Raw genomic sequence first — 18,110 nt, 5'->3', positions numbered from 1 at the left:
TTTTCATTGGTCGAAATAGTATTGTGGGGCAGCTCACCAATGCATCAGCGCTAGGAACCACCGCCATGACTGTCATTCCGGACCCGGACACCCCGCCTGCCCGCGGAAAGCGGCCCAAACAGGGCGAACCCGTCATCGACCGCGCGCTGAGCCTGCTCGCCGTCTTCTCCGACCGGCGGCGGGCACTGACGCTCTCGGAACTCGCCCGGTATGCGGACATGCCCGCGCCCACCGCACTGCGGCTGATCGCTCGGCTGGTGGCATGGGGTGCGCTTGAAAGACTCGACGACGGCCGGTATGTCGTGGGGGTCAGGCTGTGGGAAGTGGCGTCGCTGTCGCCCCGCGGTCACGGGGTGCGGGAAATTGCCCTTCCCTACCTGGAAGACCTGTTCGAAGTCACCCGGCACCACGTGCTGCTGGCGGTGCGGGACAACGAGCAGGCGGTGCTGATCGAGCGGCTGTCCGCGAAGGATGCCACGGAGGTGGCGTACCGCGTGGGTGGCCGGGCGCCCCTGCGGTCCACGGCGATCGGGCTGGTGCTGCTGGCGGGCGCGGACCAGCAGTTCCAGGAGACCATCCTGAAGCGGCCGCCGGAAAACGAGCCCGGAGTGCCGGAGTTGCCGGAGGGCCAGCTGCGCAGGACCCTTTCGGATGTGCGGCGCACCGGGATTGCGATGATCCGCCGTACCGTCCCGTCCCGGACCGTCTCCGTGGCGTCCCCCATCTTCGACGCCCAGGGCTCCGTGGTGGCGTCACTGTCCATCGTGGTCCCGGACGGGTCCACTCCCCCGAACGTACTGGCCCCCGCTGTCCGCGCGGCCGCCCGCGCCGTCTCCAGGAACCTGGGGCACCAGGCTGCCGTCAGCGCCGGCACCCGGACGCACTCGCAGGGGTAGCGGCCCTACGCGGCCGAGGCCGGGGTCGCGGGGCAACGTCACACAGGTGGCTCACAGAATCCGCCTACCGGATGCATAGTGCGGTGGCTTCTGATGGGTTCATGACCACTTCGCACAACCGCAATGAGCTCCCCGAAAACGCGCACCAGCCGCACCCGGATCACGACCGCGGCCTTGATCGACCTGTCGACGCTGATGAGCCGCCGCTCCCTCGGCATGTTCCTCGGTGCCGGCGGCGCCGCCGTCGCACTCGCTGCCTGCAGCCCCAACGGATCAACCACGGCTGCGCCGTCAGCCACGGACGCAACCGCCACGGCGGCTTCCACCGAATCCGCATCGGCTTCGGCTACGGCATCGTCCTCCGCCACGTCGACACCCACCATTACCCGGGCCATTGCCGAGTGCGGCGTGGAGATTCCCCAGGAAACCGCCGGACCGTACCCGGGCGACGGCTCCAACGGACCCAACGTCCTGGAAGCCTCCGGCGTGGTGCGGCAGGACATCACCTCCAGCTTCGGCACCGCGTCCGCTAAAGCGGTGGGCGTCCCGTTGACCTTCACCCTCACCCTGCTGGACAACGCCAACGGCTGCACACCGCTGGCGGGCGCGGCGGTCTACGCCTGGCATTGCGACCGCGACGGCAAGTACTCGATGTACGACTCGAGCCTGAAAAACGAAAACTACCTGCGCGGCGTCCAGGAGGCAGACGCCAACGGCCAGGTCACCTTCACGTCCATCTTCCCGGGTGCCTACGCCGGACGGTGGCCGCACATCCACTTCGAAGTGTTCGAATCCATGAACAACGCCACCGCCGCCGGCCAGGTGCTCACCGTCTCGCAGATTGCCCTGACCAAAGCGGCCTGTGACGACGTCTACGCAACTCCTGGTTACGAAAAGAGCATCACCAACATGACCCGGACCACGCTGCAGTCAGACAACGTGTTCGGCGACGACGGCGGCATCTACCAGCTGGCCACCATGACCGGATCCGCGGCGACGGTCTATGCGGCGGCGTCTAACGTGACCATCTAGGCGTACTCGCCCTTGATCACGAAGTACGAGCCGCGGATGGTGCCCGCCAGCTTCGACTTTTGGCGGGCGAACTTGAAGCTGGACGCCAGCTCTTCCGGAACGTCCATGCCGTCCGAGAGCTTGAATCCGACCGCCCGCTTGCCCCCTTCCTCAATGCCGTACATGACGTTGATGGACAGCCCTGACTCGTAGAACACGTAGGCCATTCGCAGCCCGTCCACTTCGAAGGAGGACACCTCAAGGGGTTTGGAGGCAATCACCAGGTTGCGCTCGGCGGACAGGATGTTGTTCACATAGTCCAGCACTTCCGGCGCTTCCCCGGCAGGGACCACCGTGAAGTCGTGGTCGTATTTATTCTTGTAGTAGCGGGCCTCGTTGGCGCGGAGCCCGGCCAACGCCTCCGCTACCGGTGACGATTCCAGACCGGCGGTGGACACGTTCTTGAAATCCACGGTGTACGGCATGAGTCCTCCCTGGGAATGATCTTTTGCCACATCGTTGCAGATCAGCGCCTCCGCTGCACCTCATCGAAGGACGCGGATGCTGTTCCCGTCGATTTCCACGCCAGTGATCCTGACCCTTTCGTTGGGTGTGTCGTTCGGCCCGTGAAAGACCAGATAGTCACGCCCGCCGGATGTGCGGAGGACCATTCCATGCCCGCCATTGCTGGACCACACAGGGTCCGCCTGCTGGATCCAGGGCCCCTTGATGGTTCCGCTTTTCGACTCGGCGATGCCCATTGCATACCCGGCCTCGCCGTGGCTTGACCACAGCATCAGCAAAGACCCTTCCGGCGAACGGACAACAAACGGTCCATCGGTGAACAGGGGATCTGCGGCAAGGTTCAGGTCCTTTGGGGGTTCCACCCCCTCCGGGAACCGCAGCGGCCGGGTCCAGGCCGCCGCGGATGCCTTGAACAGGAGAGCAGGCTCACCGACTGCCGTGCGCAGGTCCGGCGCCAGGCGGACGGCACGCATCTCGCCGTCAGTGATCCCTGGTGCATCAGCGGTTCCCTCCGTCCCCCGGCTGTAGACGAGCCAGCGGGTGGAATCCTCGTCGATATACAGCGTCCCGTCGAGGCACGGTTCGGCCGCCGGCGTCACGGCTCCGTCACTCCAGGGCTGGTAGGGGCCCGTGGCCAGATCCGAGGCAAGAACCGCGACGCCCCGGGGGCGGTTGCCCGTTGACGTCGCAAAGGTGCCGAACATGAAGAACCGTCCGTCAAGGGCGTACACCTCCGGAGCCCAGAACTGCGCGTCCGCCCAAAAATCCGCTGGCGGCCGGAAGGCCGCAAAGGGGCCTTCCCAGTGTTCAAGGTCATTGCTGGTATAGCAGTCAAAGCCGGTGGCGGGGCCACTCCACACGTTCCTGTCGCTGGTTCCGAACAGGACAAACTCCCCCGGAACCGGTTCCAGGATGAAAGGGTCCCGCATCCGGATTTGATCGAGGCGCAGGAGCCGAACCGTCTCCTGTCTGCCCATCAGCGGCTTGCCTCGTAATCGGGCATGGGGGCAACGCGCCCTTCGAAAGAGTGGGTGCCGCCCTCAACGGTGCGCTGCGCACCGTCGGGAAGGACGACGTCGGCCGCCACCCCGTCAGGGACGGTCGCCTCGAGGCGGAACGCACCGCCGTCGAGCGTCCATTCAACCCGGACCTCACCGTGCGGAGTCTTCAGGGAGGTCCTGGCCCAGTCGATTCCTTGGCCCGGCTGCGGGGCGATGAGGACGCGCGCGTAGCCCGGTTCCAGCGGTCGGATGCCGCCGATGGCTTTGTGCATCCAGTCGGCAACGGCGCCCAGGGCGTAGTGGTTGAAGCTGGTCATTTCGCCGGGGTTGATGGTGCCGTCGGGGAGCATGGAGTCCCAGCGTTCCCAGACCGTGGTGGCTCCCATCGTCACGGGGTACAGCCAGGACGGGCAGCCCTTCTCCAGCAGCAGCCGGTAGGCCTCGTCCATGTGGCCGGTGTCCGTCAGCGCGTGCGTGATGAACGGGGTGCCCGCGAATCCGGTGGACACGCGGTAGCCGTTGTCCCGGACCAGCTCGGCCAGGCGGGTCCCGGCGAACTCCCGCAGCTCCGGGGTGGCCAGGATGTCGAAGGCGATAGCCAGCGCGTAGACCGTGGTGCAGTCGCTGCGGATGGTGCCGTCGGCAGCGACGTAGTTCTCGGCGAAGGCGGTACGCACCCGGGCGGCGAGCGCCTCGAAGTGGGCCTCGTCGTCGTGCCTGCCCAGCAGCCCGGCAGCCTGGGCGGTTAGGCGCGCGGTGCGGTACATGCAGGCGGTGGCCACCACGCCGGTGTCTGCCTTGGCCGCCCATGGCTGGTCCGGCGCGGCGTCGGGGTCCAGCCAGTCGCCGAACTGGAAGCCGGAGTCCCACAGGCCGGTGGGCGAGAGCAGCCCCTCCACCCGGCGGGTGTGCGAGGCCATCGACTCGTACTGGTTCCGCAGCACGCTGAGGTCCCCGTAGGCCTCCCAGAGTGCCCATGGCACCCACACGGAGGCTTCACTCCACAGGGCGGACGATTCCGGAGCCGGGAATTCGGGCGGCTGCGGGCAGAATTTCAGGGCATCGGGCACGGTGATGGGCACCAGACCGTTCGCGGCCTTCTGCTCGGCGGCCAGGTCCAGCAGCCAGTCCTGCAGGAACCCTTTGACGTCGTACAGGTAGGCAGCAGTGGGGGCGAAGACCGCGATGTCGCCGGTCCAGCCCAGCCGCTCGTCGCGCTGCGGGCAGTCGGTGGGCAGGTCCAGGAAGTTCCCGCGGAGGCCCCAGACGATGTTGCGGTGCAGCTGGTTGACGAGTTCGTTGGAACATTCGAAGGTGCCGGTGCGCTCGAGGTCGGAGTGGACCACCACGGCTTCCAAGTCACCATCGGTGAGGTCGCCCGGCCAGCCGGTGATCTCGGCGTAGCGGAAGCCGTGGAAGGTCTTGGTGGGTTCAAAGTCGTCTTTCCCGCCGGAGAGGATGAACGTGTCCGTGGCTTTGGCTGACCGCAGGGGCCGGACGCCGAGTTCGCCGTTTTCCAGGACCTCGGCGTGCCGCACGGTAATGGCCTGCCCGGCCTCGCCCCGCACCGTGAAGCGGAGCCAGCCCACCAGGTTCTGGCCGAAGTCCACCAGCGTCCGGCCGGTGGGTGAGGTGCGGATTTCCACGGGATGCACGACGCCGGCACGCACCACGGGCGGGCCCACCGGCTCAGCCAGCCGGCCGCCGTCGAACGCCAGCCCACGCACACCCGTCCAGTCAGCACCGGGTACAAAGCCGGGCTCCGCCCAGCCCTTTTGCAGGCGGCGGGCGTCGATGGTCTGGCCGTCGTAGAGGTCGTTGAAGGTGGTGGCGGAGGGGCCTGCCTGCCAGGAGGTGTCAGAGGCGACCGACTGGACGTGTCCGTCGTCGAACTCGATGTCCAGCTGGCCGAGGAACCCCAGCTCACTGCCGTACAGGTTGGACATCCCGTGCCAGGCCAGCCGTCCGCGGTACCAGCCGTTGCCCAGTTCCACCCCCAGCACGCTGGTTGGCGCCAGCAGGGAGGTGACGTCGTAGCTGCGGTAGCGCAGCCGCCATTCGTAGGAACTCCAGCCGGGGCCCAGGACGTCTGGCCCCACCGGAGTGCCGTTGATGGATGCCTCGTAGACGCCGAGGGCGGTGGCCCGGAGTGTCCCCTTCACCACGCCGCCGTGGCCCTCGTCGAGCGTAAATTCCTTGCGGAGCAGGGGGGCGCCGTCAAAGTCCTGTTGGGGCGTGATCATGGCGGCGTGCCAGGGCGTGGAGGTCATGGAAGGAGGGTTCCGTTCTGGTGGAAGCTGGTCAAAAGCAGGTGGAAGAAGTGCCGGTCAGGCGTAGTGGCAGGCCACATCCGCCGCACCCACACGCCGCAGGGCCGGCCGTTCGGTGGCGCACAGGTCAGTGGCCAGGGGGCAGCGGAGCCGGAAGGGGCATCCGCCGGGCCCGGGGACCGCGGCCGCCCCGGTGCGGACGCCAAGCGATTCGCGGGCTTCGCGGCGTTCGGCCTGTTCCGCCGGCCGGGGCACCGGGGACGCTGCCACGAGGGCCTGGGTGAAGGGGTGCCTGGGGTTCCCGGTGACGGCCGCGGCAGGTCCGCTTTCCATGACCTGCCCGCGGTAGAGCACCACCACGCGCTGGGCCAGGAACTGGACCACGGCGATGTCATGGGCGATGAACAGGTAGCTCAGGCCCCGCTCGTCGCGGAGGTCGGCCAGGAGGTTGAGCACCTGCGCCTGGGTGGAGAGGTCAAGGGCGCTGACGGCTTCGTCGCAGACCACCAGTTGGGGATCGCAGATGAGGGCACGCGCCACTGAAATGCGCTGGCGCTGGCCGCCGGAGAACTGGCTGGGGTAGCGGTCCACGGCGTCCCGCGGCAGGCCCACGCGTTCGAGCATGTCCCCGGCCTTGGCGCGTGCCTCTGCCGCTGAAACCCCTCGCAGGCGCAGCGGTTCGGCCAGGGACGTGCCGATGGTGTTCCGCGGGTTCAGCGATGAGTTGGGGTCCTGGAAGACGGCACGCAGTTCCCCGCCCAGGGCCCGGCGCTCCTTGGCGCTGGCGGAGGTGATGTCCTTGCCCTGGTAGGTGATGGTGCCGCCGGAGACCTTTTGCAGGCCCAGGATTGCCTTGCCAATGGTGGACTTTCCGGATCCGGACTCCCCCACCAGTCCCACAGTCTCCCCGGGTGCGATGCTGAAGCTGACATGGTCGACGGCGGCCGGTGCGGCGGCTGCCTTCCGGCCCCGTCCAAAGCGGACCACCAGGTCCTTGATCTCAAGCATGGGGGTGGCGGCGGAGGAAGCCGCGGAATCTTGGCGCTCGGTCACTGCGGTGCTCATGCCGGGTCCTTTTCAACGATCGGGTTTTGCTTGGGGGTGACCTCCAAAACGCGGGAGGCGGGCACGTCCGTGGCCAGCCAGTCCATGCCTTCGACGGCCAGCTGGTCCGCTTTGACACACCGCACCAGCCCTTCGCCGGCGCCGGAGCGCAGCAGCTGCACGGGTTCCATGCAGGCTGAGCCGGCGAACTGGCAGCGGGCCGCGAACCGGCAGCCGGTGGGCCAGTCCTTGGGCTGCGGCACCTGTCCGCTGATGGTGGCGAGACGTTCCGGCATGTCGTCTGCGTGGTTGGCGTGCGGGTCTGCGGCCAGGAGCGCCAGGGTGTAAGGGTGGCGGGGGTGGTCCAGGACGGCCTGGGTTGTGCCGTTCTCCACCACCTGGCCGGCGTACATGACGGCCACCTGGTCGCAGATGTCCGCCACCACACCAAGGTCGTGGGTCACCATCACCACGGACATGCCTGTGTCCTTCACCAGGGTCCGGAGCAGGGACAGGATTTCGGCCTGCACCGTGACGTCCAGGGCCGTGGTGGGCTCGTCCGCCACCAGCAGCTTCGGCTGCCCGGCCAGTGCCAGGGCAATCGCCACGCGCTGGGCCATGCCGCCGCTGATCTGGTGCGGATAGGTCTTCAGGATCCGCGCCGCGTCCACGATGCCCACCTTTTCCAGCAGGGTCTGCGCCTCCTGGCGGGCCTCGGTCCTGCCCATGCCGCGGAGCCGGCGGATGGTCGCGGTGAGCTGGTACCCCACGGTGAACATCGGGTCCAGGGCGCGCATGGGTTCCTGGCTGATCAGCGCGATCTCCCGGCCGCGCACTGCTTCCATGTCCCTCTCCGCCACCGCTGCCAGGTTTCTTCCGTTCCAGAGGATCTGGCCGCCGGTGACACTTACGCCCGAGGGCAGCAGGCCCAACAAGGACAGCGCGGTCATGGTCTTGCCACAGCCGGACTCCCCCACCAAACCCAGGACGGTGCCGGGCTGGACGTCGAACGAGACATCGGTGACCAGGCGGACGCCGGTGCCTGTACCTGCACTGTCGACGCCGACGGACAGGTTACGGACGCTGAGCGTCTCCTTATCGGCAGAGGCGCCGTCCAATGCGGCCAAGTCCTCCGATCCGGGCGCCTCCGCCGCGATGGCGGCGACGGCCTTGGCGCGCTGCCGGCGTGCCGCGGCGGAGGGCAGGTGCGGTGCGGCCGCGTTGGGGGCCTTGCCCAGGGCATTGCCGATGGCATTGGCGGAGAGGACGGTGAGCGCCAGCACGGCACCGGTGGGCACCATCATCCAGGGGGCGTCATAGACGTGCTGTGAGGCGCCCTGGATCATGCCGCCCCAGCTGGGCTGCGGGATGGGCGGGCCGAAGCCGATGAACGCGAGGCCGGCCTGGATGAGCATGCCCACAGCGAAGATCAGCGCGGACTGGACCACGATGGTGTTCGCCAGGCCGGGCAGGACGTGCCGGAGGCTGATCCGCAGTGGGTTGACGCCGTCCACCTTGGCCGCATCCACGTAGAGCTGGGACTGCAGGGACTTGGCCTGGCCCAGGATCACGCGGTAGATGCCGGCGGACATCAGGATGCCCAGGATGGCCATAACCACGGGGATGTTGGTTCCCACCGCGCCGATGACGGCCAGGATGATCACGGTTCCCGGCAGGGACATCATGATCTCGGTAACCCTGCTGATCACGGCCTCCACGCGTTCGCCGGTGCCGGCAGCAAGCATGGCCAGGATGGTGCCGAGCCCGACGCCGACAATCACCGTGAGCATGGACGTCCCCAGGGTGCCGGCTGCGGCGGCGAAGATCCGGCTGAGGATGTCGCGGCCCAGTTCGTCCGTTCCCAGCCAGTGGGCGGCGATGGGGCCGGAGAGGACTGAGGTGAAATCCTGGTCCTCTGTCTTGAAGGGCAGCCACAGCGGCGCTGTCAGCGACGCGGTGACAAGCGCCGCAAGCCAGGCCAGGCCGGCCACGGCGCCCGGCGAAGTGAACAGCCCGTGCCGGGATACCTTGGTGATGGCCGCCCTGCCGGCGTTGCGCGCGGGGGCTGCTGCCGGCGTCGTACTTCCTGCCTGGTCCGCGTCCGCGGGGGCCGGGGTAACTGTTGGGATCATGAGGCACGCAACTTCGGGTCGAGGAACTTGGTGGCCAGCTCCAGCACCAGGTTGACGGCAACCACCACCACGGTGGCGATCACCACCACGCCCTGGACGGCGGGGGCATCATGGGTGCTGACGGAGGTCTGGACGGCCTGGCCCAGGCCGGGCATGGCGAACAGCTGCTCGGCGATGACGGAGCCGCCGAACAGGCCGATGAACTGCAGGGCGATGCCGGCCACGATGGGCAGGCTGGCGTAGCGCAGGGCATGGACGTAGAGGATCTTCCAGGTGGGGGTGGCCGTGGCGCGCAGCGTGCGGATGTGTTCCTGCTGCAGCGCCTCGAGCATGGACGCCCGGGTCTGGCGGGCTATGAAGGCAGCGCCGCCCACGGCGAGGGTGATCACCGGCAGCGCCAGGGACAGGGCCCAGTCCTGCGGTGAGGCCTCGAACGGCACGTAGCCGGTGGCCGGGAAGATGGAGGACTGGACGGCGAACAGGTACACGAAGAGGACGCCCACCCAGAACGCCGGCAGGGCGACCAGGAGTCCAACGAAGCCGCCGATCACCTGGTCCAGGAGGCCGCCGCGGACCGCTGCGGTGACGCCCAGGGCGATGCCCAGGACCGCGCTGAGGACGGTGGCGCCGGCGGCAAGCGAGGCTGTGACGGGGAGGCGGCCGGCGAGGTCGGCGCTGACGGAGCGGCCATCGATGAGCGAGACGCCCAGGTCGCCCTGGACGGCGGAACCAAGCCACGTGAAGAACTGTGTGAACAGCGGATCGTTCCAGCCCATCCTCTGGTTGACCTCGTCGATGGCTTCCTGGGAGGCGCCTGCGCCGAGGGAGACGGCTCCCGGGCTGCCGGGCATTGCGTGCACCAGCAGGAATGCCAGCACCGCAACCACCAGCACGGTGGCCAGCGCCATCAGCAGGCGCTTAGTGATGAATAGTGCCATGGTGACCTCCATCGGTCAGGCCCTGCCCGGCCGGGCCCTCCTGTTTGGGGAGGGCCCGGCGGGAAGGTGCGGGTATTAGCTGGCCGGCGTGTAGGACGAGAGGAGCGGGTAGGCGTTGGTGCCGGCGAACTTCACCTGGGCCACCTTCTTGGTGTTGTAGCCCTGGTTGGTCAGCGCCTCATACAGCGGGATCATCCAGCCTGACTCCACCAGGCGGGTGTTCAGCTTGGTGGCGGCTGCCTTGACGGCGGCGTCGTCTTTGGCCGCGGCCAGCTCGCCGGTAGCGGCGCTGAGCTTGTCATCGGTGGCCTTTTGCACGTTGGTGAAGCCGTTCAGGATGGCTCCGTACATCACGCCGACGGGGTTGTCCCAGTTCAGGGGAGCGTAGCCAAGGGGTGTGGTGGCGACGGCGGCGAACGCTTCGTCGGTGGAGGCTGCCATCTTGACTTTCATGGTGATGCCGACGGCGGCGAGGTCCTTCTGGACGGCCTGCAGGTCCGTCTGGGTCTGCGCGCTTGCGATGATGGTGAACTCGAAGCCGTTGGGGTATCCGGCCTCGGCCAGCAGGCTCTTGGCCTTGTCCGGGTTGTACGCGAATGTGGTTTCCAGGTCCTTGGTGAAGCCGGCCGAATCCTTGGGCAGGGCGTTCCATGCAGGGATGTCGCCCTTGTGCAGGGCATCCACCAGGGCCTGGCGGTTGATGGCGTACTGAATGGCCTGGCGGACCTTCTCCTGGGCGAACGCCGGTGCGGTCTTGCCGATCTTGTCGAAGGAGATCATGGTGTTCACAGTGCCGCCGATCTGGGAAACGCCAACGCCCTTGGACTTGGCGAAGTCCACCGTGGAGGACGTCAGCATGGCAACGTCGGCCTGGCCGGAGACCAGGGCGTTGGCGCGGGCCTGCGGGTCCTGGACCACGCTGAAGACCACCTTCTTGTAGGCGTACTTGGAGGCGTCCGCGCTCTTGTCGTTCTTCACCAGGACGTACTTGTTGCCCTTCACGGTGGAGGGGTCAAGGGTGTACGGTCCCGAGCCGTCAGGGGTTGCAGCGAGGCTGGAGGTGTCGGTGACGCCGTTCCTGCCCACGATCATGCCGGTGGTGGAGGCCAGGTTTTTCTCGAATCCGGGCTGCGGCTTGGCGAAGGTCAGGGCCACCTGGGTGGGGCTGACCACGTCCACGGAGGTGATTTCCTGGGCGCCGCCCTTCGCGACGGCGGAGTAGGCGCTCAGCGCGGGATCGGAGCGGCGGTCCAGGTTGGCCTTGACCAGGGCGGCATCCAGTTTGGAGCCGTCGGTGAACGTGACGTCGTCCTTGAGGTTCAGCGTCAGGACGGTGTTGTCCGCGTTGTAGCTGAAGTCCTTGGCCAGGCCCGGACCTGCGGAACCATCCGGCTGAAGGGTCATCAGGCTGTCGTAGAGGCCTTCGAAGAACTGGCGCTGGGCTGCGGAGACGCGCAGCGGGTCGAACCCGAAGGAGGCTGAGTCGCTGTCGATGGCCAGGGTGAGGCTGCTGGTATCAGCCTTTGCGGCGGCCTGGCTGGACCCGCCGCCGCAGGCGGCCAGGGAACCCATCAGCAGGGCACCGGCCAGAACGGCGGAGCTCGCACGGGCGGTGGAGTTCGGAAGTTTCATGTAGTGCGCCTTTGCATTCTGATGTGATGACGGAGGAACGGTTGTGGGGGCTGGCTGCTCGCCGGCTCCCTTCAAGAATCAGCCGGGACCACAGGCGCCAAACATGACAATGTCATTGATTGAAAAGGTATTGTGGCGGCGGTCACGCCGGGCGGAAGGATGGATGGAAGGCAACGAAGCCTCGGACGCCTGCACGCGTCCATCACGAAAGGAACCCCATGACCAACCCGTTCCCCCGCGACTTCCTTTGGGGCGTGGCCACCGCCGGCCACCAGGTGGAAGGCAACAACGTCAACAGCGATACCTGGTTCCTGGAGCACCTTCCCGGAACGATCTTCGCGGAGCCGTCCGGGGACGCCGTGGACCACTACCACCGCTACCGCGAGGACATCGCACTGATCGCCGGCCTCGGTTTTAACAGCTACCGGTTCTCCGTTGAATGGGCCCGGATCGAACCGGAGGAAGGCCAGTTCTCGGTGGCTGCGCTGGACCACTACAAGCGGGTGCTGGAAGCCTGCCACGAACATGGACTCACCCCGGTGGTCACGTTCCACCACTTCACGTCACCGCTGTGGCTCCTCCGGATCGGCGGCTGGGAGGGCAGCCGGACGCCCGAACTCTTCGCACGCTACTGCGACCGGGTCATGGCCCACCTGGGTGACCTGATCGGCGTCGCCTGCACCCTGAACGAGCCGAACCTCCCTTGGCTGCTGGAGTCATTCGGCATCGGCGGGGAAGCCCCGGAGAACCGCGGTTCGGTGCCCATCTGGGCGGCCGCCGCCCAGCGCCTGGGCGTGGATGCCAGCACTGTTGCCCCGTTCCAGTTCTGCTCCACGGAGGCGGGGTTCCAGGTCAAGGTGGCGGCGCACCGGGCCGCCACCAAGGCCATCAAAGCCCATCGCCCGGACCTCCAGGTGGGGTGGACCCTCGCAAACTCCGATATCCAGGCGCTGCCCGGTGGCGAAGGGATTGCAGACCGGGTGCGCCGGGACGTCAACGAACGCTTCCTCAAAGCCTCCCGGGGTGACGACTTCGTGGGCATCCAGACTTACGGGCGCACCGTGTACGGCCCCGATGGCCATGCCCCCGCACCGGAGGGCGTGCCCACCAACCAGATGGGCGAGGAAATCTATCCCCAGGCGCTGGAGGCCACCATCCGCGAGGCCCACAGGATCGCCGGCATCCCGGTGATCGTCACCGAGAACGGCCTGGCCACCGAGGATGACACGCAGCGGGTGGCGTACCTGCAGACGGCCGTCGACGGGGTTGCTTCCTGCCTTGCGGACGGCATCGATGTCCGCGGGTACATCGCCTGGACCGCGTTCGACAACTTCGAGTGGATCTTCGGCTACGGGCCCAAGTTTGGCCTGATCGCCGTGGACCGCTCCACGCAGGAGCGGACTCCCAAGGAGAGCGCGCGCTGGCTGGGGAACCTGGCCAGGGAGCACGCCGGGGCCGGGGCACCGCAACCCGCTTAAGCGTGGTTCATAGTGGCCCGGACTTCCCTGTGAAGTCCGGGCCATTCCTCTGCCGCAGGCCTTTTGCCCTTGTCTACGGCCGCCGGGCGTGCAGGTGCAGCTTCGCAAAGAAGTCCGCAACAACCAACCGGCTGTCCACACCCGTATAAATCCGGCGGGACGGCCTCGCGGACGTTTCGGTGAACACCGAGGTGACGTCATCCAGCCCGGTGACCACCAGGGGTGCACTGTCTCCAAGGCACCACACCGGCCCGAATTTCACGAAGTCCGGCACCTCAAGACTGTTGAAGTGCTCCCACAGCCACTCGCCGGCCGGGCCGGCAACCCTGAAGGCATGATCGAGTTCCGCGACGGACGCCACCATCTGCCGGTACGTTTCGGCGGGGAACTGCCAGACTGCGAGCTCCTGGTTCGCCAGCACGAAGTCCGCAGCGGCGGGGTCCGTGAAGTAGTTGTACTCGTCGTCGTTCCGGGCGGCTCCGCCTACCCAGGCAAGCGTCAGCAACCGGGCGATGCCCGGCTCCAGCAGGAGCGCGTCCGCAACATTGGTGAGCGGACCGGCGCACACCAGAATCAAGGGCAGGTCATCCGCCGTCATTGCGGTTTCAATGATCGCGCTCGCCGCAGCGGAGCTCCGTGGCTGTCCGGTAAAAGGGCTGTCCGGTCCGGGATGCACCGCCGCCGGTTCGGGGCGCTCGAGCACCCGGAGCAGTTCCCCGGCCAGGCAGGCGCCCCGCTGGGATCTGCCCTCCGGCACCCCGAACATCGGATTCGTCAGGGAACTTGTGACGGCTGCGATCCTGTTTGCCGGGGACAGGGCATGGTGGGCCAGTCCAAGCAGGCCGTCGGGGTCACCGGCCCAGTCGTTGTCGACAATCACGCGGCACCGGGGTTCAATCCGAATCATGTCCATCCTGCAAGCCTTGCAGCGCAGGCAGCATCACACGACGACACTTTCCATTCACCGAAAGGTGGAAGGTCCGTCCTAATCTGCGGCAGGCTCGCGGATGACCAGTACCGGGCAGTGCGCATGGTGGATGGTCTGGTGGGATACAGAGCCGAGCAGCATGCCGGTAAATCCGCCATGGCCCCGGGAGCCGACGACAACCAGGTCGGCATCGCGGGAGGCGTCAATGAGTGCCGCTGCCGGGTTGCCTTCCACGACCCGTCCTGTGATCGTCACGCCCTGGTCCTTGATGCGCTCAAGCTCCGCCTCCAGGATCGCTTGGGCGTCCTTCTGGAAGATCTCGTAGTCCCAGGCGGTGCCCAGGGCATCGCTGACATAAGGAAAGCTCCAGGCGGTCAACGCCTGGACCTCACCCTTGCGCAGCCTGGACTCCTCGATGGCCCAGTCCATTGCCGACCGGGACTGGTCGGAACCGTCCACGCCCACCACGATCCTGAAGCTTCCGTTACCGGCCACGGCTTCCCTTTTCCTGTTGCGGTAGTGCCGGCGGGACTAGGCCTGACCCGCTGATGCACCGTGTGCCGGAACGGCCACCGTGGAGTGCTCAGGTTTGGCGGACTGGTGGGGATTCCCTGCTTCCTTGGCACAGTGCAGGCAGCAGTAGATGCCTGCTTGGCTTTCCACGGGGTGGCCCAGGATCCGGCAACCGCAGTGCTCACATGCGGGAGCCATCATGTGGATGGCGCATTCGAAGCTGTCGAACGTGCCTGTCTGGTTCCCCATATTGACGGTGAACATGCGGCCCTCGCTGCTGCCGCAGACATCACATGCGCCCATGGTCTCTGCCTCCTGTTGTGCTCGCCGGGTGTACTCGCCTGCTCCGGACACTCCAGTTGACTGCTTCCGGGAGTTGCCTGCCTAGGGGCAAAGGTCCCACGGCCTGCCTGGGTCAATTCCCCTTGTGGATTTTCCTGGATCATTTCCCATCCACGGTGCCGCCGGTTCCGAATCCCAACCGTAGGAGTGCAACCAAAGGCAAGGACGTGACGATGGATGCCGTGGACCAGCAGGCCCTGACCGGCGCTCTGATAAAGGAGTACCGGCTGGATCTGGCACAGTTGTGGCTGGAGTTCGTTGGGCTGGGCGGGGACGCCTCTGAACAGCTCATCCGGGACTACTGCGCAGGCGAAGCCGCCCTTTCAACGAAGGAACGCGACGCACTGGCGCAGGCTGTCAACGAACATTGCGCTTCCGAAGGCCTGCCGCTCCGTGCTCCGCTCAGCGGTTCCGCCCTTTCCACCCTGCAGCCGGAACACCGTGACCCGGAACGGAAGGATCCCTACTCGTCGAAGTAGGTGAAGGTGTCCGCGGCGCCGGCGACTGACGCGACGACGGCGGCCGCAACATCCCGGAGTTTCATGTTCCGCGTGCTGGACGCGTCCCGCAGCAGCTTGAAGGCCGCAGCCTGGCTGCACCGGTTCTGCGCCATGATGGCCCCGGTTGCCAGGTCGATCACGGTACGCGTCTGCATGGCGGCGCTCATGCCGTCCCTGGTCTCTTCCAGCTTCAGCATCCGCAGGGCAAGTGTCAGCCCCTTGGAGGCCTGCCGGACAAACGCTTCCGCGGCACCGATGCCATGGCTGCCAAAGACGAGGGGCTGTGAACAGTGGAACGTAATCACGCCCTGGGAATCGCCTTCCAGCAGCGCGGGGATACTCAATACCGAGCGGAAGCCCTGCTCCTGGACAGCGTGGACATACTCCGGCCAGCGGTCTTCGCGCCGGAGGTCGGAAACCAGCACTGTCTTTCCTGCCCGCATGGCCGTGGCGCCGGGACCATCGCCAAGCGTGGCCTCCAGCTGGCAGAGGAGTTGTGCACTGCGGTGGCTGCTGGCACATGCCGCGGGTTTTTTGGGCCGCAGCACCACGATTTCGCAGGAGCACACGTGCCCCTCCCCGCCAAGCCGGGCCGCCGCGTAGGCTGCAAGATCCTGGAGAAATGCCTCAACTTCAGGGTTCTGCAGGAAGGACTCCTGGAGATGCAGGGCAACGTCTGCAAAATCCTCGTCTTCAGGCACGCCGGCATGGAGCACGCGTCTTACCTCCCGGACATTGGTTAAAAGCCACACCTCTGTGGCCGCCCACTGCCGAACGGTGATGCCAGCCTACCTTCGCCCGTGTCGTAACCTGTCAACCATGACGCCCCTCTCCACTCCGGACGGATCCGTCCTGGGCAATTCACTTGAGACTGACGGGACCACCGTCCACCGGTTCCTTGGCATCCCCTACGCGGAGCCGCCGTCGGGAAGCAACCGATTCCGCCCGCCGGTACCGGTATCGCCATGGAGCGGGGTGCTTGATTGCACCGCACCTGGCCCCGCCGCGCCCCAGAATCCCGAGTCCCATGCCCCTCCCGGCACTACGCCGCGCACCTGGAGCGAAGAGGCTTGCCTCAACCTGAACATCTGGACGCCGGCAACGGAAGGCCCGGCCAGGCCCGTAATGGTATGGATCCATGGCGGCGCCTACCTCATGGGCGCCAACAGTGACGCAATGTACGACGGCGCCCGGCTGGCGGCTGCGGCGGGCGTGGTGCTGGTATCCATCAACTACCGCCTGGGCGCGCTGGGTTTCCTGCACCTGGCGGACCTGCTGGGGCCCGGTTACGGCGATTCGTCCAACCTCGCCCTGCTGGACCAGCTTGAGGCCCTGCGCTGGATCCGCCGCAACATCGGCGCTTTCGGCGGCGACCCGCACAACGTGACCATCTTCGGGGAGTCCGCAGGCGCCGCAGCCATCGGCACCCTGCTGGGCATGCCGGCGTCGGAAGGGCTCTTCCGCCGGGCCATCATGCAAAGCGGCACGGCCGAGCGCTGCCGCCGGCCGGAGGACTCGGCGCGGATCAGCGCCACATTCCTTGAGTTGTGTGGTCTGGATGCCTCCTCCGCCAACCAACTGCTGACCGTCCCTGTGGAGCGGCTGCTGGAAGCGCAGGCCGCCCTGGAACAGCGTGCTGCGGCGGAGTCCTTCGCGGTTCCATTGCCATTCCAGCCCACGGTGGGCACGCCGTCGCTTCCGTTGCCACCGCTGGAAAGTATCGGCAACGGGGTCAACTTCGGGGTGGACCTGCTGATCGGCACCAACCTGAACGAGGGCTCATTCGCCGTCGAGATGCGCCCGGACACGGGGTCGGACCCGGGCTACCCGGACCGTGCAGCCGCCGTGCTGTGCGGAGCGGGGGTGCCGCCGGCGCTTGCCCCCGGCTATACGGAGGCGCTCACCAGGGTGCTGGGCAGGGAACCGTCAGGCAAGGAACTCCTGGAAGCCGCCATCGCGGATTCCCTTTACCGCCAGCCCAGCAACCGGCTGCTGGACGCGAGGCAGGCGGCTGCCGCAGGCCGGTTGGCCCACGGAGCGACCGGTGAAGGAGCCGCCGGGAAGGACTTCGCCTACCTGTTCACATGGCGCAGCCCGGCCATGGGCGGGAAACTGGGTGCCTGCCACGCCCTGGACATCCCATTCGTCTTCCGGCACCTGGACGCGCCGGAGGCCGCCTTCCTCACACGGGGCAAGGCACCGGCGCCCCTCAGCGACGCCATGAGCCGGGCCTGGGCGGCCTTCGCCGGAACCGGGTCACCTGGCACGGAACGCCTTCCGTGGCCGGGAGTTGGAGGGCAGCGGCGCACCATGGTGCTCGACGGCGAGTCCCGGCTTGAAGCCGACCCCCGCCATGAGATCAGGGAGTTTTTCGAAGCCGTCAGGCTGCTGCCAGCGCGTTGAGGGTGTCCCGGATGCCGTTCAGCGCCGGATCCCGCAGCGACATGAAGGCGGGCTTCAGGAGGGGCTGGATGATCTTGGCCGGTCCCTTGATGCTGAACTCGGCCGTGTACTTCACCACCGAACCGGTCCCGTTGGGGGTGACGTCGATGGAATCGAAGGAAGTCACAGTTTTGTTCTCGCCGCGCAGCTTGATGTGGTTGTCGGTCAGCTCGATGACCTCGTAGACCAGGGTCTGGCGCTTCCCCCGGAACTCGGACTCGGCATGGTACTTGTGCCCCACGGCCACCGGCCCCGGGGTGGTTTTGTCCATGACGGGCGTGTTGGGGTCCCACTTGGGGGTGTTCTCGAACTCACTCATGAAGGCAAAGGCCTTCTCCGCGGACAGGTTGGTTTCCACACTTCCGGTGACTGTGATCATCACCCCAGTCTAGGAAGGGGGATCACGTAAGCCCAGCCCCCGCGCGGCGGGGGCTGGGGCAAAACCCCTGGAGCAAAAT

Annotated in this window: 16 protein-coding genes and 1 pseudogene; 5 read left to right on the top strand and 12 right to left on the bottom strand. The window is 67.0% G+C overall.

What is annotated here, in order from left to right:
• The first annotated feature begins 65 nt into the window (after positions 1-65).
• Positions 66-896 carry an IclR family transcriptional regulator gene (locus LDO14_RS01800; RefSeq protein WP_018770867.1) on the top strand — a complete coding sequence of 277 codons (831 nt, stop codon included), beginning with the start codon at positions 66-68 and terminating at the stop codon, positions 894-896.
• Between the two features lie 101 nt (positions 897-997).
• Positions 998-1,928: pseudogene (locus tag LDO14_RS01795) on the top strand (intradiol ring-cleavage dioxygenase).
• On the opposite strand, the gene LDO14_RS01790 reads toward LDO14_RS01795, so the two are convergent.
• From LDO14_RS01790 to LDO14_RS01760, 7 genes are all read right to left on the bottom strand, one after another.
• On the bottom strand, positions 1,925-2,392 hold the full coding sequence (locus LDO14_RS01790; protein WP_018770868.1) for a hypothetical protein: 468 nt from the start codon (positions 2,390-2,392) through the stop codon (positions 1,925-1,927). The pseudogene LDO14_RS01795 and the gene LDO14_RS01790 overlap by 4 nt on opposite strands.
• A gap of 60 nt (positions 2,393-2,452) precedes the next feature.
• Positions 2,453-3,409 carry a glycoside hydrolase family 43 protein gene (locus LDO14_RS01785; protein ID WP_051081419.1) on the bottom strand — a complete coding sequence of 319 codons (957 nt, stop codon included), beginning with the start codon at positions 3,407-3,409 and terminating at the stop codon, positions 2,453-2,455.
• Positions 3,409-5,703, bottom strand: a complete 2,295-nt coding sequence (locus LDO14_RS01780) for a family 78 glycoside hydrolase catalytic domain (RefSeq protein ID WP_223993452.1) — start codon at positions 5,701-5,703, stop codon at positions 3,409-3,411. Before LDO14_RS01780 ends, LDO14_RS01785 begins: the two co-directional genes overlap by 1 nt.
• Before the next feature lie 57 nt (positions 5,704-5,760).
• Complete coding sequence (locus LDO14_RS01775; RefSeq protein ID WP_018770871.1) at positions 5,761-6,768, bottom strand: ABC transporter ATP-binding protein; 1,008 nt, start codon at positions 6,766-6,768, stop codon at positions 5,761-5,763.
• Positions 6,765-8,879: a dipeptide/oligopeptide/nickel ABC transporter permease/ATP-binding protein gene (locus LDO14_RS01770; protein ID WP_018770872.1), complete on the bottom strand. Its 2,115-nt coding sequence runs from the start codon at positions 8,877-8,879 to the stop codon at positions 6,765-6,767. Before LDO14_RS01770 ends, LDO14_RS01775 begins: the two co-directional genes overlap by 4 nt.
• Positions 8,876-9,829, bottom strand: coding sequence for an ABC transporter permease (locus LDO14_RS01765; RefSeq protein WP_018770873.1), 954 nt, complete (start codon positions 9,827-9,829; stop codon positions 8,876-8,878). The genes LDO14_RS01770 and LDO14_RS01765 overlap by 4 nt, the downstream gene beginning before the upstream one ends.
• A 63-nt stretch (positions 9,830-9,892) precedes the next feature.
• A complete protein-coding gene (locus LDO14_RS01760) occupies positions 9,893-11,449 on the bottom strand; it encodes an ABC transporter substrate-binding protein (protein ID WP_018770874.1) in 1,557 nt (518 codons plus the stop codon).
• A gap of 218 nt (positions 11,450-11,667) precedes the next feature.
• On the opposite strand from LDO14_RS01760, the gene LDO14_RS01755 reads away from it, so the two are divergent.
• Positions 11,668-12,927: a family 1 glycosylhydrolase gene (locus tag LDO14_RS01755; protein WP_018770875.1), complete on the top strand. Its 1,260-nt coding sequence runs from the start codon at positions 11,668-11,670 to the stop codon at positions 12,925-12,927.
• A 73-nt stretch (positions 12,928-13,000) separates the two neighbouring features.
• Here LDO14_RS01755 and LDO14_RS01750 read toward each other — a convergent pair whose 3' ends face one another.
• The 3 genes from LDO14_RS01750 to LDO14_RS01740 form a co-directional block, all read right to left on the bottom strand.
• Positions 13,001-13,834: a nucleoside hydrolase gene (locus LDO14_RS01750; protein ID WP_223993448.1), complete on the bottom strand. Its 834-nt coding sequence runs from the start codon at positions 13,832-13,834 to the stop codon at positions 13,001-13,003.
• Between the two features lie 78 nt (positions 13,835-13,912).
• Entirely contained in the window at positions 13,913-14,350 is a 438-nt protein-coding gene (locus LDO14_RS01745) for a universal stress protein (protein WP_018770877.1), read from the bottom strand.
• A gap of 36 nt (positions 14,351-14,386) precedes the next feature.
• Positions 14,387-14,671: a hypothetical protein gene (locus tag LDO14_RS01740; RefSeq protein ID WP_018770878.1), complete on the bottom strand. Its 285-nt coding sequence runs from the start codon at positions 14,669-14,671 to the stop codon at positions 14,387-14,389.
• A gap of 212 nt (positions 14,672-14,883) precedes the next feature.
• Here LDO14_RS01740 and LDO14_RS01735 point away from each other — a divergent pair, with 212 nt between their 5' ends.
• Positions 14,884-15,189: a hypothetical protein gene (locus LDO14_RS01735; protein WP_018770879.1), complete on the top strand. Its 306-nt coding sequence runs from the start codon at positions 14,884-14,886 to the stop codon at positions 15,187-15,189.
• On the opposite strand, the gene LDO14_RS01730 is transcribed toward LDO14_RS01735, so the two are convergent.
• The gene (locus tag LDO14_RS01730; RefSeq protein ID WP_223993445.1) at positions 15,174-15,911 is read right to left on the bottom strand and encodes a GAF and ANTAR domain-containing protein; all 738 of its coding nucleotides are present in this window, start codon (positions 15,909-15,911) and stop codon (positions 15,174-15,176) included. The two genes, LDO14_RS01735 and LDO14_RS01730, sit on opposite strands and share 16 nt — an antisense overlap.
• Positions 15,912-16,029: 118 nt before the next feature.
• On the opposite strand from LDO14_RS01730, the gene LDO14_RS01725 reads away from it, so the two are divergent.
• Positions 16,030-17,613, top strand: coding sequence for a carboxylesterase/lipase family protein (locus LDO14_RS01725; RefSeq protein ID WP_026266010.1), 1,584 nt, complete (start codon positions 16,030-16,032; stop codon positions 17,611-17,613).
• On the opposite strand, the gene LDO14_RS01720 is transcribed toward LDO14_RS01725, so the two are convergent.
• On the bottom strand, positions 17,591-18,031 hold the full coding sequence (locus LDO14_RS01720) for an SRPBCC family protein (protein WP_018770882.1): 441 nt from the start codon (positions 18,029-18,031) through the stop codon (positions 17,591-17,593). The genes LDO14_RS01725 and LDO14_RS01720 overlap by 23 nt on opposite strands.
• Positions 18,032-18,110 lie beyond the last annotated feature (79 nt).

This window comes from Arthrobacter sp. NicSoilB11, assembly GCF_019977375.1.
GTDB lineage: Bacteria > Actinomycetota > Actinomycetes > Actinomycetales > Micrococcaceae > Arthrobacter.
Note: the sequence above shows the minus strand (reverse complement) of the source record. Positions and strands in the feature narration are given on the sequence as shown.

Excerpts from the sequence above, each read along its gene's own strand:
- LDO14_RS01770 (WP_018770872.1), bottom strand. The coding sequence starts at position 8,879 with ATGATCCCAACAGTTACCCCGGCCCCCGCGGACGCGGACCAGGCAGGA.
- LDO14_RS01780 (WP_223993452.1), bottom strand. The coding sequence starts at position 5,703 with ATGACCTCCACGCCCTGGCACGCCGCCATGATCACGCCCCAACAGGAC.
- LDO14_RS01735 (WP_018770879.1), top strand. The coding sequence starts at position 14,884 with ATGGATGCCGTGGACCAGCAGGCCCTGACCGGCGCTCTGATAAAGGAG.
- LDO14_RS01740 (WP_018770878.1), bottom strand. The coding sequence starts at position 14,671 with ATGGGCGCATGTGATGTCTGCGGCAGCAGCGAGGGCCGCATGTTCACC.
- LDO14_RS01755 (WP_018770875.1), top strand. The coding sequence starts at position 11,668 with ATGACCAACCCGTTCCCCCGCGACTTCCTTTGGGGCGTGGCCACCGCC.
- LDO14_RS01720 (WP_018770882.1), bottom strand. The coding sequence starts at position 18,031 with ATGATCACAGTCACCGGAAGTGTGGAAACCAACCTGTCCGCGGAGAAG.
- LDO14_RS01790 (WP_018770868.1), bottom strand. The coding sequence starts at position 2,392 with ATGCCGTACACCGTGGATTTCAAGAACGTGTCCACCGCCGGTCTGGAA.
- LDO14_RS01785 (WP_051081419.1), bottom strand. The coding sequence starts at position 3,409 with ATGGGCAGACAGGAGACGGTTCGGCTCCTGCGCCTCGATCAAATCCGG.
- LDO14_RS01765 (WP_018770873.1), bottom strand. The coding sequence starts at position 9,829 with ATGGAGGTCACCATGGCACTATTCATCACTAAGCGCCTGCTGATGGCG.
- LDO14_RS01775 (WP_018770871.1), bottom strand. The coding sequence starts at position 6,768 with ATGAGCACCGCAGTGACCGAGCGCCAAGATTCCGCGGCTTCCTCCGCC.
- LDO14_RS01760 (WP_018770874.1), bottom strand. The coding sequence starts at position 11,449 with ATGAAACTTCCGAACTCCACCGCCCGTGCGAGCTCCGCCGTTCTGGCC.
- LDO14_RS01800 (WP_018770867.1), top strand. The coding sequence starts at position 66 with ATGACTGTCATTCCGGACCCGGACACCCCGCCTGCCCGCGGAAAGCGG.
- LDO14_RS01750 (WP_223993448.1), bottom strand. The coding sequence starts at position 13,834 with ATGATTCGGATTGAACCCCGGTGCCGCGTGATTGTCGACAACGACTGG.
- LDO14_RS01725 (WP_026266010.1), top strand. The coding sequence starts at position 16,030 with ATGACGCCCCTCTCCACTCCGGACGGATCCGTCCTGGGCAATTCACTT.